Origin of the sequence: Pseudomonas sp. B13(2017), assembly GCF_002113245.1 — a bacterium.
GTDB lineage: Bacteria > Pseudomonadota > Gammaproteobacteria > Pseudomonadales > Pseudomonadaceae > Aquipseudomonas > Aquipseudomonas putida_Z.
Genome location: NZ_NEJX01000026.1, coordinates 22,710 through 39,308, shown reverse-complemented (window position 1 = coordinate 39,308; position 16,599 = coordinate 22,710). Strand labels below are relative to the sequence as shown.

At 62.6% G+C, this 16,599-nt stretch carries 15 protein-coding genes; 12 read left to right on the top strand and 3 right to left on the bottom strand.

Features of this window, described 5'->3' with window-relative positions:
* The first annotated feature begins 63 nt into the window (after positions 1-63).
* The 3 genes from CAG44_RS25235 to CAG44_RS25225 all read left to right on the top strand — a co-directional run bounded on the left by CAG44_RS25235 (position 64) and on the right by CAG44_RS25225 (position 2,027).
* A complete protein-coding gene (locus CAG44_RS25235) occupies positions 64-507 on the top strand; it encodes a hypothetical protein (RefSeq protein ID WP_025339026.1) in 444 nt (147 codons plus the stop codon).
* Positions 508-561: 54 nt separating this feature from the next.
* A complete protein-coding gene (locus CAG44_RS25230; RefSeq protein WP_085693211.1) occupies positions 562-1,308 on the top strand; it encodes a phytanoyl-CoA dioxygenase family protein in 747 nt (248 codons plus the stop codon).
* 197 nt (positions 1,309-1,505) lie between these two features.
* Entirely contained in the window at positions 1,506-2,027 is a 522-nt protein-coding gene (locus CAG44_RS25225; protein ID WP_085693210.1) for an acyloxyacyl hydrolase, read from the top strand.
* A 129-nt stretch (positions 2,028-2,156) separates the two neighbouring features.
* Here the strand turns inward: CAG44_RS25225 and CAG44_RS25220 are convergent, their stop codons facing one another.
* Positions 2,157-4,280 carry a TonB-dependent siderophore receptor gene (locus CAG44_RS25220; RefSeq protein WP_085693209.1) on the bottom strand — a complete coding sequence of 708 codons (2,124 nt, stop codon included), beginning with the start codon at positions 4,278-4,280 and terminating at the stop codon, positions 2,157-2,159.
* Between the two features lie 242 nt (positions 4,281-4,522).
* Positions 4,523-5,413: a universal stress protein gene (locus CAG44_RS25215; protein WP_085693208.1), complete on the bottom strand. Its 891-nt coding sequence runs from the start codon at positions 5,411-5,413 to the stop codon at positions 4,523-4,525.
* A gap of 146 nt (positions 5,414-5,559) precedes the next feature.
* Here CAG44_RS25215 and hisN point away from each other — a divergent pair, with 146 nt between their 5' ends.
* The gene (gene hisN / locus CAG44_RS25210; protein WP_085693207.1) at positions 5,560-6,351 is read left to right on the top strand and encodes a histidinol-phosphatase; all 792 of its coding nucleotides are present in this window, start codon (positions 5,560-5,562) and stop codon (positions 6,349-6,351) included.
* Positions 6,352-6,576: 225 nt separating this feature from the next.
* A complete protein-coding gene (locus CAG44_RS25205) occupies positions 6,577-7,308 on the top strand; it encodes a hypothetical protein (protein WP_085693224.1) in 732 nt (243 codons plus the stop codon).
* A 139-nt stretch (positions 7,309-7,447) separates the two neighbouring features.
* On the opposite strand, the gene CAG44_RS25200 is transcribed toward CAG44_RS25205, so the two are convergent.
* Positions 7,448-8,428, bottom strand: coding sequence for a LysR family transcriptional regulator (locus tag CAG44_RS25200; protein ID WP_025339032.1), 981 nt, complete (start codon positions 8,426-8,428; stop codon positions 7,448-7,450).
* 418 nt (positions 8,429-8,846) lie between these two features.
* Between CAG44_RS25200 and CAG44_RS25195 the strand changes: the two genes are divergently transcribed.
* From CAG44_RS25195 to benB, 7 genes are all read left to right on the top strand, one after another.
* On the top strand, positions 8,847-10,007 hold the full coding sequence (locus tag CAG44_RS25195; protein WP_025339033.1) for a glycine betaine/L-proline ABC transporter ATP-binding protein: 1,161 nt from the start codon (positions 8,847-8,849) through the stop codon (positions 10,005-10,007).
* A gap of 19 nt (positions 10,008-10,026) precedes the next feature.
* Positions 10,027-10,980 carry a glycine betaine/L-proline ABC transporter permease ProW gene (gene proW, locus CAG44_RS25190; protein WP_085693206.1) on the top strand — a complete coding sequence of 318 codons (954 nt, stop codon included), beginning with the start codon at positions 10,027-10,029 and terminating at the stop codon, positions 10,978-10,980.
* A gap of 70 nt (positions 10,981-11,050) precedes the next feature.
* Positions 11,051-12,079: a glycine betaine/L-proline ABC transporter substrate-binding protein ProX gene (gene proX / locus CAG44_RS25185; RefSeq protein WP_085693205.1), complete on the top strand. Its 1,029-nt coding sequence runs from the start codon at positions 11,051-11,053 to the stop codon at positions 12,077-12,079.
* Between the two features lie 140 nt (positions 12,080-12,219).
* Positions 12,220-13,275 (top strand): GlxA family transcriptional regulator, encoded by a 1,056-nt coding sequence (locus tag CAG44_RS25180; protein ID WP_085693204.1) that lies wholly within the window; start codon positions 12,220-12,222, stop codon positions 13,273-13,275.
* A gap of 362 nt (positions 13,276-13,637) precedes the next feature.
* Positions 13,638-14,594 carry an AraC family transcriptional regulator gene (locus tag CAG44_RS25175; RefSeq protein ID WP_085693203.1) on the top strand — a complete coding sequence of 319 codons (957 nt, stop codon included), beginning with the start codon at positions 13,638-13,640 and terminating at the stop codon, positions 14,592-14,594.
* A gap of 160 nt (positions 14,595-14,754) precedes the next feature.
* Positions 14,755-16,113, top strand: coding sequence for a benzoate 1,2-dioxygenase large subunit (benA, locus tag CAG44_RS25170; RefSeq protein WP_085693202.1), 1,359 nt, complete (start codon positions 14,755-14,757; stop codon positions 16,111-16,113).
* Entirely contained in the window at positions 16,110-16,595 is a 486-nt protein-coding gene (gene benB, locus CAG44_RS25165; RefSeq protein WP_004374327.1) for a benzoate 1,2-dioxygenase small subunit, read from the top strand. The genes benA and benB overlap by 4 nt, the downstream gene beginning before the upstream one ends.
* Positions 16,596-16,599 lie beyond the last annotated feature (4 nt).

The window sequence follows — 16,599 nt, the reverse complement described above, 5'->3', positions numbered from 1 at the left end:
GAACGCCGTTACGCCCGAAGGATCAGATAATAGGTAAGCCATCCTCGAAAGGAGGGTCGTACCATGCGTAACCATCACTATGCCCTCGGCGCGGCGCTGCTGATCACCCTGGCGCTGCCATGGACCCTGGCGGCCGCCGCCGACCTCAATGCCCCCATCGACATGCAGGCCGTGCAACTGCAACAGCAGGAGCAGAACGGCGTCCGCTACCTGCAAGGCGGCATCGGCCAGGATGAAGCCAACGCCCTGCGCAAGACCCCGGGCTATGACCTGCATGTGGAACTCTCCACCGGCCCGGAAGGCAAGTTCCAGAGCGGTGCCACCGTCGACATCCAGAATGCACAGGGCCAGCCCGTGCTCAGCCTTACGGATGCCGGGCCGCTGCTGTATGTGCAGTTGCCTCCCGGCAAATACAAAGTGACTGGCAACGCCCAGGGTGAGACGGTGCAGCAATTGGTGACCGTGAATGGCAAGACCCCCGCGACCGTGAACCTGAACTGGCGTTGATGAAAAAGAGGGCAGGAGTACGGATGTACTCCTGCCTGAAAGGAGCGCATCGCCATGAGCCTGGACCTTCAGCTGGAGATGTTGGACGAGCGGGGCTATGTGTTGCTCCCCGGTGTGCTCGAACCCTTGCGTATCGCCTTGCTGCGCTGCGCCATCGATGACTTGCAGCCCATCCACTGGGATTACCAGGGGCTGCTGGAACACTACAAGTGCGTGTTCAACCGCAACCCATTGTGGTTGCCCTTTCTCGACCTGCCGCCGCTGATCGCCCTGGCCGAAGCGGCACTGGGTGCCGACTGCCATGTGATCGGCCAGACCGCCTGGCGCAGCCACCCGGGTTACCCCGGCGTGGCCCTGCACCTGGACCATCTGCCCATGCAGTTGCCCGACTGGCTCAGCGAGCGCGGCGACTTCACCCAGCCCCCGCAGATCCTGACTGCGCAGCTGTACCTCAGCGATATCGACCATCACATCGGGCCGACCTGGATTGTGCCCGGCAGCCACCGCGCGGCGCGGCCACCACAGGCTGGCGAGCAACACTGGCAGGGCCGTGATGCCCAGCCGGTGCTGTGCAAGGCAGGGGACGCGCTGGTGTTTCGCAGCGATGTCTGGCACAGCGGCGGGGCCAACTGCACCCAGTCACGCGAGCGCGACATGCTGCAAGTGCACTATGGCCGGCGCATGGTCGCGCAGAAGTTTTCGCCGTACCTGAACTGGCGTTTCAACCCGCAGGTGCTGGAGGAGGCCACACCCAGGCAAAGGCGCCTGCTGGGCGAACACCAAGAGGCGGAATACGACTGACCGCTGCTGTTCGGCATGGCAGATGCTGGCGCAGGGTATTAGCCAATGGTGGCAATTCACTTTCAACTTTCTGTTTATCTGGTCGATAATCAGAAAAGTATTACTTCGTGTGACCGGTCTGGATGCATCCGGTCACCACATAAGATCGAGGGGCCCAAGCCCCCACTTGCCGTATAGACCATCAGGAGAAGTCATTGATGAAAACCCGTCTAGCAGCTTCGCTGGCTGCTGCAGTGCTGGCCTTTGCCGGGGCGAATCTGGCCCAGGCAGCGCAGGTGAGCGGCGCCATTGGCGCCACTGGCCAAGGTGACATGACCTACCGTATCGGCCTGTCGTTCGACTGGGACAAGAAATGGCTGGAAAGCAGCACCGGTCATCTGACCGGATACTGGGATGCGGCCTACACCTATTGGGAAGGCGGTGAGGCCAGTGGCGCGCACTCGCTGTCGTTCAGCCCGGTGTTCACCTACGAGTTCAGCGGTTTCACCTATACCCCGTACATCGAGGCCGGCATTGGTCTGGCGGCGTTTTCCAAGACCGACGTGGGCGACCAGCGCCTGGGCTCGTCGGTCAACTTCGAAGACCGCATCGGCTTCGGCCTGAAACTGCCGGGGGAGCAGAAGGTGGGGATCCGCGCGATGCATTACTCCAACGCGGGGCTCAAGCAGCCTAACGACGGCATCGAGTCGTACTCGCTGTTCTACAGCAAAGGGTTCTGAGACCGGGGGCCGCTTTGCGGCCCATCGCCGGCAAGCCAGCTCCCACAGGGACCGCGTATGGCTGGGACGATGCGGTCGAGGTGGGAGCTGGCTTGCCGGCGATGGGCTGCAAAGCAGCCCCAAGAACGGTCAGAAGGTATACGAAACCCCAGCCTGCACCGTCCGCGGCGCACCCGGGTAGGCGTAGAAGTTGAATGCTCCCTCGTCGTATTCCTTGTTGAAGAGGTTCTTCAGGTCGAGATTGAGGCGAATGTTGTCGTTGACCTTGTAAAAGGCCAGCAGGTCGACAACGGTGTACTGGTCCATGTTGTAAGTCACTGCCTCGGTCTGGCCATTGCGGTCATCGACGTACTTCACCCCAACCCCCAGCCCAAGGCCTTTGGCCAATCCGTCCTGGAATTCGTAGGTGTTGAGCAGGCTGAAGCTGTTCCTTGGAATGTTCGCCAGCCGGGTGCCAGAGGGCAGGCGGTTGTCCTTGGTCACTTCAGCGTCAACGTAGGCATAACCACCGATCACGCGCCACTCCGGCGTCAGGTTGCCGGCGATGTTGATGTCCAGACCACGGCTACGTACTTCGCCAGCGGCAAGGTTGTAGTTGGGGTCCGCCGGGTCGCGTGTCAGCACATTTTCCTTGACGATGTGGTAGATCGCCGCGTCAACGCTCAGCTGACGGTCCGGCGCTTCCCATTTGACACCCAGCTCATACGATTTGCCTTTCTCCGGGTCGAAGCCCGAACCTTGCAGGCTGGCGCCGCTGTTAGGCTTGAACGAACGGGCGGTGTTGGCATAGACAGCGACAGTTTCGGTCAGGTCGTAGATCAGGCCAACGCGCGGGGTGACGCCATTCTCGCCTTTGCTGAAATCTCGGTTTGCGGACCGCTTGTCGTCGTAGTCATGCTCGAAACGCTCGAAGCGTACACCTGCAAGTGCCTTCAAGCGCTCAGTCAGGGCCACCTGGTCCTGGATGAAATACGCCCAGGTCTCGAGCTTCTCGCTGTCCCAGGTGGTTGGTACCGCTGCCAGCTCCGGCCTCGGCTGGCCTAGTACCGGGTTGTAGATATCAATCGTGTAGGGCGCGGTGGAACGTCGAATGATCGAACTGTAGTGGTAGTTCTCGTACTCGATGCCAGTCAGCAGGGTGTGGCTGAACGCTCCTGTATCGAAATGCCCGGTCAGGTTCAGTTGCCAATCGCGATCAGTCCACTCCAGCTTGCGATAGTTGAAGTTTCGCTGCAGCGTGCGGCCGTCTGCGGGTGCGCCATTGGCTTCGACAGCATTACCCTTGAGCGAGCCATCCAAAAACTGGAACCCGCCACCCAGCGTCCAGTTATCGTTGAGCAGGTGTTCGAAACGCACCTGAGCCATGTTGTTGTCGTTGTGCAGAAGGTTGTCGCTGCCTTTTTCCCAGATATAGGTGTCGCGCGAGGCGCTGCCAGTCTGGGTGGCGTAGCGGGTCAGGCCACGGTCCAGCGGGTGGTTGTTGCGCATGAAATCGCCCTCGAAGACGATCTTCGTGCTGTCGTTGACCTGCCAGCTGAGCACCGGCGCCACGTCATAGCGCTCGCTTTCCACGTCGTCACGGAAGCTTTCGCCACCTTCGCCCAGCAGGTTCAGGCGGTAGGCCAGCGAGCCGTCCTGATTCAGCGGCCCGGTAGCGTCCAGGGTAGCGCGGTGCATGCCCTGGTCATCGAACTGGCTGCCCAGGGTGACTTTCGACTCTGGCAGCGGCTGCTTGCTGACCACGTTGAAGGTGCCGCCTGGGTCGCCACGGCCGTACAGGCTGCTGGCCGGGCCACGGATCACTTCCAGGCGTTCGACGGTGTTGGCGTCGGGGGCGTTGGGGTAGCCGCGGTTGATCGGGAAACCGTTGCGGTAGAACTCGCCGGTGGTGAAGCCACGCACGGTGAAGGTGGTCAGGCCCTGGCCGCCGAAGTTGTTGGCGCGGCCGACGCCGCCGGCGTAGTCCAGGCCGTCCTGCAGACGCGTGGCGCCGGTGTCTTCCAGTACATCCTTGGGCACCACGCTGACCGATTGCGGGGTTTCGTGCAGGGCAGTGTCGGTGCGAGTGGCGCTGGCCGAGCGGGTAGCCTTGTAACCCTCGACCGGGCCATCGGCACGTTCGCTGTCGGCGCTGCTGGTGATGTTCAGGGCCTGGAGTTCGATCTGGGTGGGTTCGCTGAGCGGTTCAGGCTCGGCAAAGACCAGCGGGGAGACAGCATGAAGCACACAAAGCGAAACGAACGTGCGACGCATCGACGGTACGATCCTGGAGTAGGGCGCTGAGGGTAGGGTGGGCAAGCGCCGAGAAACTACTACGAATCATTATCAAATGCATTCTTTTTGTGTGGGACTGGTGTACCAGATACCAAGTGGAATTTGTGCTGGATTCTTCGCGGGCACGCCCGCTCCCACAGGTTCGTCACAGGCTCAGGCTTTGTGCATGACCTGTGGGAGCGGGCGTGCCCGCGAATAGGCCAGTCCAGGTGCAGCAGCTCTCAGCGAACCGCCTTGATCGCCAGCACATTGCACAGCGGATGCTCCAGCACATGCACCGTGGTCCCGCCCAGGAACGTCTGCATGGCGTCATGCCGGTGGCTGCCCATCACGATCACATCCGCCCGGCTGTGCCCGACGAACTGGGCAATCACCTTGATCGCGGCCCCTTCCAGGAAGTGCCTGCGCTCCAGCGGGATCTGGTGGTGGTCGCCCAGCCGGTTGAACGCCGCACGCTGCGCGGTGCGCACGCTGACATCGAAGCCAGGCATGGTCACCGTGCCGGCGCCGAAGTCGGCAATGTGGGTCTTGGCCGCGTCGCACACATGCAGCAGGTGCAGTTCGGCATTGCACTGCAGGGCCAGGGCATGGGCGCAATGGATCACCTGCTCATCCAGGTGCTCGCCGGCGCCATGGCTGTTCAGGTCCACCGCGGCGGCAATCTGCCGGGGCAGCGGCAGGCGGATATCGCTGACCAGGTGCACGGCTACCGGGCTGTCCTTCAGCAACTGCCAGTCCAGAGGCGTTACCAGCAGGCGCTTGAGCACCGGTTCGTGCTGCACGTCCTTGATCAGCAGGTCGCAACCCAGCCGTTCCACCCGCTCCAGCACGCTGCCCAGCGGGTCGCGGGTCAGCAGCAGTTCGGTAGACACATCCAGGCCGGCGTTGGCCAGTTGTTCGGCTTCGTCCGCCAGCCATTGGCGGTTGTCGCTGAGCAGTCGCTCACGCTCGCGGCTATCGCTCATCAAACCGAAGGTGTCGACATCGTCGACGAACACGTTGATATCCAGCAAGGCACCGCTGGATTCCGCCAACGCCGCAGCGCGTTGCAGCGCTGGCGTGTGGCGCATCTGCGGGCCGAGCATGACGAACAGACGCTTGAACTGGCTCATCTCACACCTCCACGTGTGGCAGCCCCCCGGTGTCTGGTCTTGTTCAGTCTAGACCGCGCAGGGCCGCATGAGCAGCCGACGGAGGCTGGCGCGGCACGGTGTGTCGGGTATTATGCGGGCCCCATCATTTTCACGAGGCCCGCCCCATGTCCCTGAGTGCTGAACAGATCGGTGAATTCCGCGCCTTCGCCGAGCAGCTGGCCGATGCTGCTGCCGTGGCGATCAAGCCATACTTTCGCGCCAGCCTGGACGTCGAGGACAAGGGGGGGCGCCTGTACGACCCGGTGACCGTGGCCGACAAGGCAGCCGAGGACGCCATGCGCGAGCTGATCCAGGCCCGCTACCCCGACCACGGCATCCTCGGTGAAGAAGCCGGCGTGGCAGTCGGCAGCAGCCCGCTGACCTGGGTGCTCGACCCGATCGACGGTACCCGTGCCTTCATCACCGGCCTGCCGCTGTGGGGCACGCTGATTGCCCTGAACGACGGCACGCGCCCGGTGGTAGGGGTGATGAACCAGCCGTTCACCGGCGAACGCTTTGTCGGCACACCGGAAGGCGCCTGGCGCAGCGGTACGCCGTTGCAGACCCGCGCCTGTGCCGACCTGGCCTCGGCCACGCTGATGTGCACCACCCCGGACATGTTCGATACCGCCGCGCGCAAGGCTGCGTTCGAGGCCGTTGCCGGCAAGGCGCGCCTGATGCGCTACGGTGGCGATTGCTATGCCTACTGCATGCTGGCTTCCGGGTTTGTCGACGTGATCGTCGAGGCGAGCCTGCAGCCGTATGACGTGCAGGCGCTGATGCCGATCATTGAAGGGGCGGGCGGGGTGATCACGGCGTGGGATGGCAGCAGCGCGCAGAATGGCGGGTGCGTGGTGGCCTGTGGTGACCCGGCGCTGCATGCACAGGTGGTGGAGATGTTGCGTCACGCCATGTGATTCATGTGTTGCTTGTGCCGGCCCCTTCGCGGGCTTGCCCGCTCCCACAGGTTCATCACAGGTGCTGCGGGCTGTGCGGTCCCTGTGGGAGCGGGCAAGCCCGCGAAGAGGCCGGCACAGGTATCCAACCCCCCCGATCACCGCACTTTTTCCAATTTCCGGGCTCTATGTTTGGCCAGGCCACACTGATCCCCGGTGCGGCCGCCGAATATCGACCCGGTGCCGATGGTTGCAAGCAAGCCAAAATTCTTCCTCCGCCTGCTATTGGCAGGCGCCCTCACATGCCTGTGCGCCTGCACCCAGCAGCAGGGTCGCGACATGGTCAACCAGCTCGGCAACGGCAAGCCCAGCGAACTGTTCCAGACCAGCGTCGACCGCCTGGCCACGCTGTCCATGCGCGACAATCTGCAGAGCTTGTACCTGCTGATGAACAAGCTTTACCTGCGCAACCCCAACCAGTGGAAGCTGTCCGGCTACGTGGACGCTGCCACTGCCGAGCGGCAGATCCGTATCGCCATCGAACAACGCCAGCCCTTGCCGCAACTGGGCAACCGTCGCGACCTGGCCGCCTTGAGCTATGCCCTGAGCCCCGAGTTTCGCGGTGACCGGGTCGGCGCCTTCATCTACGCCATCGGCAGCATGCTGATCACCGCGCACGGCGGCCGTACCGAGTTCTACATGACCGATACCATCGATCCGCTGTTCGTCAACAACGCGGCGCGCAATATCGAGAAGGCCACCTGGATGCTGAGCCAGCGGCAGGATGCCAATGGCGTGCTGCTGTTGTTCTCCAACGAAATCTCGGAAGAGGGCAGCAACCTGAGTTTTGCCGTTGAGTTTGGCAAGATCGTGGCACGGCTGGATTTGCTGGCGGAGTTGCTGGATGAGCGGTACAGGCGGATTGGCTTGAATTATGCGCAAAGCCTGTTGTTGATGAACTTCCTGCCGGTGCAGTGAAGTGGGCGGTTCCGGGTTGCCTGTACCGGCCTCTTCGCGGGCATGCCCGCTCCCACAGGTACTTCATCGCCCTTCAGGCTGGTGATATCCCTGTGGGAGCGGGCGTGCCCGCGAAGGGGCCAGCACAGGCAACCGACATTCAGCGGGTACGCAACGACTCCAGCAACGGCTGAAACTCCGCCAGCAACCAGTCCCGCAAGCGGCAGCAACTGGAGTCATGGTCCTTGTCTTCGTTGAACGCCAGGAAGTGGAAGGTATCCTTGAGCACCAGTTCCTCTTCCACCGGCCTTGCCAGCAGCCCTTGGGCCACCAGCGGCTCTACCAGGTGGTGCCAGCCCAGCGCCACGCCCTGGCCACCCAGGGCCAGCTGCACCAGCAGGTTGTAATCGTTGGCATTGAAGAAGTGCGGGCCGGTGTTGGCGCGGCTTTTCAGGTCGATGTCATGGAACGCCAGCCAGACGTTCCAGTCCACGTGTTCGGCCACCTGCGAGCGGCCATAAGGGCTGAGGTTCAACAACGTGCCATCGCGCAGCCCCTGCAGGGTACGCACCTCTGGGTGCTGCGCCAGGTACAGCGGCGTGCACACCGGGTAGATCACGTCGTGGTTGAGCTGGTGCGAGCTGTAGCCCGCCTGCACCTTGCCCAGTTTGGTGATGTAGATGTCCGGGCGCACCCCGGGCTCCATGGCCAGGAAGTTCTGCGTGGTCACCAGGTTGATGTCGATGTCCGGGTTCTCATCGAAGAACCTCGGCATCCGCGGCCCCATCCACAAGGCGGCGAAGGCCGGCGAACAGCACAGGGTGACCACCTGCTTGCTGTTGGTGTTGCTGCGAATGCGCTCGGCAGCCTGGGAAATGTTGACGAACGACAACTGCACCGCATCGAAGAAGATCGAGCCGGCCACCGTCAGCTCCACCGCACGGCCCACGCGGGTGAACAACTCGGCGCCCAGGTAGGTTTCCAATTCGCGGATTTGCCGGCTGACCGCTGCCTGGGTCACGCACAGCGCCTCGGCGGCGCGGGTGAAGTTCTGGTACTTGGCGGCGGCGACGAAGACTTTGACCGCACGCAGCGAGGGCATCTTGATCAGCGTCTGATCGGGTTCGGAGTGTCTGACCATGTCGGTGGGGTGCAGGTCCTTTGTAGGAGCAGCCTTGTGCTGCGAAAGGGCCCCTACAGGCACCCAAGGCTCAAGTGTATGAGCCGGTCTCTTCGCAGCACAAGGCTGCGCCTGCATTCAAGCGCACTGCGCCAGGCTCTGGCTCGGGGCTCAGGTCCTGATTGATAACTTCAGGTAATGGTTTGCGTGAAACAAATGTCGTTGGACCCGCTCTGGATCAAGGCCTAACGTTAAACCCACGGCGCGACATTCGAGACATCGATAGTCGGACAACTTTGAAGCAGGACATTCTGCGTGCCGGTTTTGACTCACGTTCGAATTTGAACGGACTGCCAAGCGTACTCGCACTGATCTCTACCCGCCTTATTGAAAGTGCGATGTTGAAAGATTGGTTAATAAGCATAATAAAGAGGGTCGTATGAGCCATGCCGATGAGATTCTTTCGGTAAAAAACATCTTCAAAGTGTTCGGTCCCAACCCGAACATGGCCATGGAGATGCTCCGCAAGGGGGCCGACAAGAACGAAATCTTCAGCAAGACCGGCCACGTCGTCGGCGTGTTCGATGCAAGCTTTTCCGTCAAGCGTGGCGAAATCTTCGTCATCATGGGCCTGTCCGGTTCGGGCAAGTCGACCATGGTGCGGCTGTTCAACCGCCTGATCGAGCCCACCTCCGGCAGCATTCACCTCAACGGCAAGGAAATCACCGGGCTCTCCGACAAAGCCCTGCTGGATGTGCGCCGCAAGGAAATGGGCATGGTGTTCCAGTCCTTTGCGCTGATGCCGCACATGAGCGTGCTGGAAAACACCGCGTTCGGCCTGGAAATTGCCGGCGTAGCGGAGGCCGAACGCCACAGCCGCGCCCGTGAAGCATTGAGCCAGGTTGGCCTGGCCGGCCATGAAAACAGCTACCCGCACCAGTTGTCTGGCGGCATGCAGCAGCGTGTAGGCCTGGCCCGGGCCCTGGCCAACGACCCGGCGATCCTGCTGATGGACGAGGCGTTCTCCGCGCTCGACCCGCTGATCCGCAGCGAGATGCAGGGCGAGCTGATCCGCCTGCAGGCCGAGCAGCAGCGCACCATCATCTTCATTTCCCACGACATCGAGGAAGCCATCCGCATCGGCCATCGCATCGCGATCATGGAAGGTGGCCGCGTGGTGCAGATCGGCACCCCGCAGGAGCTGATCAACCAGCCGGCCAACGACTACGTGCGCACCTTCTTCAAGAGCTTCGACAGCTCGCGGGTGCTCAAGGCCGGTGATGTGGCCAAGTTCGACCCGGCGGTGGTGTGCAAGGTCAACGGCAAGGCACCGAGCTTCCAGGCCGGCGTGCCGTTCGGCTACCTGGTCGACGACCGCGGGCAGTTGCTGGGCGTGGTCGACACCGACGCCAACGGCGCTACCGCCAGTGAGCGTTACAGCCTGCACGAGCAGTGCCCGGTGTACACCGATACGCCACTGCACGAAGTGCTCGGGGTGGCGGCCGACCTGCCGTACCCGGTACCGGTGCTCGACCGCCAGGGCGCCTTCAAGGGCACGCTGTCGAAGAACGAGCTGTTGCAGACCCTGAGCCGCCACTAATACCCAGAGGTACACCCTCATGTCCGAATTCAGCATTCTCGACCCGTTCCAGGCGGCCACCATCCCCTTGGGCGACTGGGTCACCGCCACCCTCAACTTCCTGGTGCACAACTTCCGCGAGGTGTTCCGCGCCATCCGCTGGCCGATCGACCAGGTGCTCAATGGCATCGAGTTCACCCTGCAGAGCATCCCACCCACCATCGGCATCATCCTCTCCTCGCTGCTGGGCTGGCAGCTGGCCGGCAAGCGCATGGCCGTGCTGTGCTTCGTCACCCTGACCCTGCTAGGGCTGATCGGCGTGTGGGCCGAATCCATGACCACCCTGGCGCTGGTGCTGACCTCGGTGTTCTTCTGCGCGGTCATCGGCATTCCGCTGGGCATCCTGTGTGCCCGCAGCGACCGCCTGGAGCGCATCATCCGCCCGCTGCTCGACGCCATGCAGACCCTGCCGGCCTTCGTCTACCTGGTACCGGTGGTGATGCTGTTCGGCATTGGCAACGTGCCCGGCGTGCTGGTAACCATCGTGTTCGCCTTGCCGCCACTGGTGCGCCTGACCAACCTGGGCATTCGCCAGGTGCCGGAAGACAAGATCGAGGCCGCCCGTGCCTTCGGCTGCACCCCACGGCAGATGCTGACCCGCGTGCAGCTGCCGCTGGCCACCTCGACCATCATGGCCGGCCTCAACCAGACCTTGATGCTGTCGCTGTCAATGGTGGTGATCGCCTCGATGATTTCCGTCGGCGGCCTGGGCCAGATGGTCCTGCGCGGTATCGGCCGCCTCGACATGGGCCTGGCCACGGTCGGTGGCGTAGGGCTGGTGCTGCTGGCGATCTTCCTTGACCGCCTGACCCAGGCCATGGGCGCCCGCACCAGCGCCGACCCGAGCCTGCGCTGGTACCACACCGGCCCGGCAGGCGTGGTCATGCGCCTGTGTGGCGTGGCGCAACCGCAAGGGCGGCGCAAGACCGCCTGAGCACTGCAAGGCTTTTGAGACGTTCGATCTGCCGCACTTGAAGATAAAAATCAGAAGAAGGTAAGCGACGATGCACGAATCCAAGTTCTCCCGCAGCATCCTCAAATGCGCCACTGCGCTGACCCTGGTGGCAGCCGCGCTGGGCGCGCACGCCTCGGCCGAAAAACCGGGGGAGGGCGTGAAGGTTACGCCGATCTTCCCCTCCATCGCCGAAGAGCGCTTCCGTGGCGAAGTGGCCATGGAAGGCCTGCGCGAGCTGGGCTACAAGGTCCAGGAGCCTAAGGAGACCGAGTACGGCGTGATGATGGTGGCCCTCGCCAACGGCGATGCCGACTTCACCGTGCACCTGTGGGACAAACTGCACAACCAGTTTTACCAGCAGGCCGGTGGTGACGATGTGATGGTCAAGACCGGCGACATTCTGCCGGGCGTGGCCCAAGGCTACCTGATCGACAAGAAAACCGCTGACCAGTACAACATCAAGTACATCACCGACCTCAAAAAGCCAGAGATCGCCAAGCTGTTCGACACCGACGGTGACGGCAAGGCCGACATGACCGGTTGCAACCCGGGCTGGGGTTGCGAGCTGGTGATTGCCCACCACATGAAAGCCTACGACCTGGACAAGAGCATCACCGTCAACCAGGGCTCCTACTTTGCGCTGATGGCCGACACCATCACCCGTTACAAGGAAGGCAAGCCGATCTTCTACTTCACCTGGGTGCCACAGTGGATCGCCAGCGTGCTGGTCGAGGGCAAGGACGTGGTCTGGCTGGAAGTGCCGAAGACCGACCTGCCGGATGGCAAGAATGATGTCGACACGATGTACCACGGCAAAAACCTCGGCTTTGCCATCGACAAGGTGGTGGCCGTGCTGAACAAGGACTTTGCCGAAGAGAACCCGGCAGCGCTGAAGTTCCTGTCGCTGGTGCAGATCAGCACCGACGACGAGAGCAACCAGAACCTGAAGATGCAGCAGGGCGAGAAGAAGCCTGCCGACATCACCCGCCATGCCAAGGAATGGGTAGCGGCGCACCGCCAGCAGTTCGACCAGTGGCTGCAGGCATCGCGTGACGCGGCTGCACAGGCCAGCAAGTAACCTGTTCCATCAGTGCTGGCTTCTTCGCGGGCTTGCCCGCTCCCACAGGATCACCACAGGCTTGAGTTGTGTGGTTTCCCTGTGGGAGCGGGCAAGCCCGCGAAGAAGCCACCGCGATTTCCGCTGTTGAGTTAATAGCCATGAGCCACTTCGAAAGCATCCTCAAGAACACCAACCTGGCCCACCTGGACCCGGCCATCCGCACTTCGCTGTCGATGCCATGCCAGCGTGTCGCCTTCGTCCTGCGCGAGCACTTCTCGATGATGGCCTTCACCGCCGCCATGGACAGTCTGGTCACCGCCAACCTGATGAGTGCCACGCCGTTGTTCCAGATTCAGGTAGTGGGTGAGGGTACCCAGGTGATGAGTGACCTTGGCATCGCCCTGCCGATCAACACCCAGCTGGCCGACCTGGAGGTGCAAGGCCTGGACTGCCTGCTGGTGTGCGGCGGCTTCCGTGTGCGCCTGGAAACCGCACCGATGCTGCGCGCCAGGCTGCGTCAGGCCGACCAGCACGGCTGCCAGCTGGGCGGTTTGTGGAACGGTGCCTACTTCCTGGCCGAAGCCGGTTTGCTCAACGACCATGATTGCGCCTTCCACCCCGATGGCCGGGCGATGATGAGCGAGCTGTTCCCCAAGGTGCGGATCAGCCGCCAGGCCCATGTGCTGGACCGCCGGCGCATGAGCTGCGCAGGTGCCAGTAGCGCGCTGGACATGATGCTGGCGCTGCTTGAACAGTGCGGTGGCGTAGCGTTGCGCCGCGCCGTGGAGCAGATGCTGGCGTGCGACCGGGCGCGGGTACTGAGTGATGCACCTGCCAGCTCGCCGGAAATCGACCCAAGCCTGCCCAACGGCGTGCGCCTGGCCCTGGAGCTGATGCACGCCAATATCGAAGACCCGATCGGCATCGACGAGATCGCCGAGCATGCCGGCTTGTCCAGGCGGCATCTGGAGCGCCTGTTCCGCCGGCATGTACAGGCCACGCCGCCGCGTTACTATCTGGAGCTGCGGTTGACCCATGCACGACAGTTGCTGCAGCACACCAGCAAGTCATTGACCGAAGTGGCGGTGGCCAGCGGGTTTGTCAGCTTCCCGCATTTCTACCGGCGCTTCCGTGAGCTGTTCGCCATTGCCCCGCGGCAGTACCGGGCAAGGAGCCAAGGGTGGGCAGGGCGGCAGGATGTGGCTGTGCACTGAGTTATCTACTGTTTGTGCCGGCCTCTTCGCGGGCACGCCCGCTCCCACAGAGCCTTGCACAGGCCCAGAGGGCTGCGGCGATCCTGTGGGAGCGGGCAAGCCCGCGAAGAGGCCGGCACAGGAAAACACCGTTCGATAAACGAACACTGACCCTGTCCTGCCTGTCCGCTATCCGCCCATCCATTCCCAACGTCGCATTGCCCAACCCCCGCCTTTTTGCTTAAGTGTGCCCATCCACCGGTTGTCGCCTGCCCCCGCGACCCGCAGCCGGCTCGATAGAATGACCGTGACGACCGCAACCACAGCCCAACCGGGCCGTAGGAAGCGGCGACCAGAACAATAACGATCCGAGTGCCTTGCCTATGGAAAGCCGCCTGCTGAGCGAGCGCAGTAGCGTGTTTCATCACGCCGACCCTTATGCTGTGTCCGATTATGTCAACCAGCATGTAGGCCAGCATTGCATCGGTCTGTCCCGCACCACTCATCCGCAAGCCAGCCTCAGCCACCGCAAGTTCGCTGAACTCGACCTGTGCCGCATCAGCTACGGCGGCAGCGTGCGCGTTACCTCGCCGGCACTGGAAACCATCTACCACCTGCAAGTGCTGCTCAACGGCAACTGCCTGTGGCGTGGACACAAGCGCGAGCATCACCTGGTGCCGGGCGAGCTGCTGCTGATCAACCCCGACGACCCGGTTGACCTGACCTACTCGGAAGACTGCGAGAAATTCATCCTCAAGGTGCCGACCCGGCTACTGGACTCGATCTGCGACGAACAGCGCTGGAACCGCCCCGATGGCGGGGTGCGGTTCTTGCGCAACCATTACCGGCTGGACGAACTGGACGGGTTCGTCAACCTGCTGGCCATGGTCTGCCAGGAAGCAGAGGTGAGCGACTCGCTGCCCAGGGTGCAGGGCCACTACAGCCAGATCGTCGCCAGCAAGCTGCTGACCCTGATGAGCACCAATATCCGTCGCGAAAGCCTGGGTTCGCCGGGTGCAAGCCTTGAACGGATCATCGACCACATCGACCGCAACCTGAAGCTTGAACTGACAGCTGAAGCACTGGCGGAGCAGGCGTGCATGAGCCTGCGCTCGTTGTATGCATTGTTCGACCGGCATCTGCAGACCACGCCCAAGCAGTATGTGCGCCAGCGCAAGCTGGAGCAGGTACATGCCTGCCTGGGGGATGCCAGTTGCGCGGTACGCAGCGTGACCGAACTGGCCATGGATTATGGCTTCATGCACCTGGGGCGGTTTTCCGAGGTGTATCGGCAGCAGTTTGGCGAGTTGCCCTCGGAAACCTTGCGTAATCGTCGCTGAGCCGCACCGGCCTCTTCGCGGGTAAACCCGCTCCCACAGGGCCCCCGCAGAAACACCAGCCTGCACAAAACGGATAGCACCGCGCACAAACCGGATATTCCCGCCCAATACCAATCCCTAACCTGACCAGGTCTAAACAATAACAAGGGAGACCCTGGCCATGTCCCTGGGATTCGACTACCTCAATGCCTTGCTCGAGGACGACCGTGAAAAGGGCATCTACCGCTGCAAGCGCGAGATGTTCACCGACCCACGCCTGTTCGACCTGGAGATGAAACACATCTTCGAGGGCAACTGGATCTACCTGGCCCATGAAAGCCAGATCCCCGAGAAAAACGACTTCCTCACCCTGACCATGGGGCGCCAGCCGATCTTCATCGCGCGCAACAAGGACGGTGAGCTCAATGCCTTCCTCAACGCCTGCAGCCACCGCGGCGCCATGCTCTGCCGGCACAAGCGCGGCAACCGCTCCAGCTACACCTGCCCGTTCCACGGCTGGACCTTCAACAACAGCGGCAAGCTGCTCAAGGTCAAAGACCCGAGCAACGCCGGCTACCCCGACAGCTTCAACTGCGACGGCTCCCATGACCTGACCAAGGTGGCGCGCTTCGAGTCGTACCGTGGCTTCCTGTTCGGCAGCCTGAATGCCGACGTCAAGCCGCTGGTCGAGCACCTGGGCGAGTCGGCCAAGATCATCGACATGATCGTCGACCAGTCGCCGGAAGGCCTGGAAGTGCTGCGCGGTGCCAGCTCGTACATCTACGAAGGCAACTGGAAGCTCACTGCCGAGAACGGTGCCGACGGCTACCACGTCAGTTCCGTGCACTGGAACTACGCCGCCACCCAGAACCAGCGCAAGCAGCGCGAGGCGGGTGAAGAGATCAAGACCATGAGCGCCGGCGCCTGGGCCAAGCAGGGCGGTGGCTTCTACTCCTTCGACCACGGCCACCTGCTGTTGTGGACCCGCTGGGCCAACCCCGAGGACCGCCCGGCCTACGAGCGCCGTGAACAGCTGGCCGCCGACTTCGGCCAGGCCCGTGCCGACTGGATGATCGAGAACTCGCGCAACCTGTGCCTGTACCCGAACGTGTACCTGATGGACCAGTTCAGCTCGCAGATCCGCATCGCCCGGCCTATTTCTGTGAACAAGACCGAAATCACCATCTACTGCATCGCACCGAAAGGCGAGAGCGCCGATGCCCGCGCCAAGCGCATTCGCCAGTACGAAGACTTCTTCAACGTCAGCGGCATGGCCACCCCGGATGACCTGGAAGAGTTCCGCTCGTGCCAGACCGGCTATGGCGGCGGCACCGGCTGGAACGACATGTCCCGCGGCGCTGCGCACTGGGTGGAAGGCGCCGACGAGGCGGCCAGGGAGATCGAACTCAAGCCGCTGCTGTCGGGCGTACGCACCGAGGACGAAGGCCTGTTCGTGCTGCAGCACAAGTACTGGCAGGACACCATGATCCAGGCCCTGAAGGACGAACAGCAACTGATCCCCGTGGAGGCCGTGCAATGAGCCTTTATGAAACCGTGCGCGATTTTCTCTACCGCGAAGCGCGCTACCTGGACGATGCCCAGTGGGATCAGTGGCTGGAGCTGTACGCCAGTGATGCCAGCTTCTGGATGCCGAGCTGGGACGATGACGACACTCTTACCGAAGACCCACAAAGCGAAATCTCGCTGATCTGGTACGGCAACCGTGGCGGCCTGGAAGACCGGGTGTTCCGCATCAAGACCGAGCGCTCCAGTGCGACCGTGCCCGACACCCGCACCTCGCACAACATCAGCAACATCGAGATCGTCGAGCAGGGCGAGGGCAGCTGCCAGGTGCGCTTCAACTGGCACACCCTGAGCTTCCGCTACAAGACCACCGACAGTTACTTCGGCACCAGCTTCTACACCCTCGACCTGCGCGGCGAACAGCCGCTGATCAAGGCCAAGAAGGTGGTGCTGAAGAACGACTACGTGCGCCAGGTCATCGACATCTACCACATCTGATCCA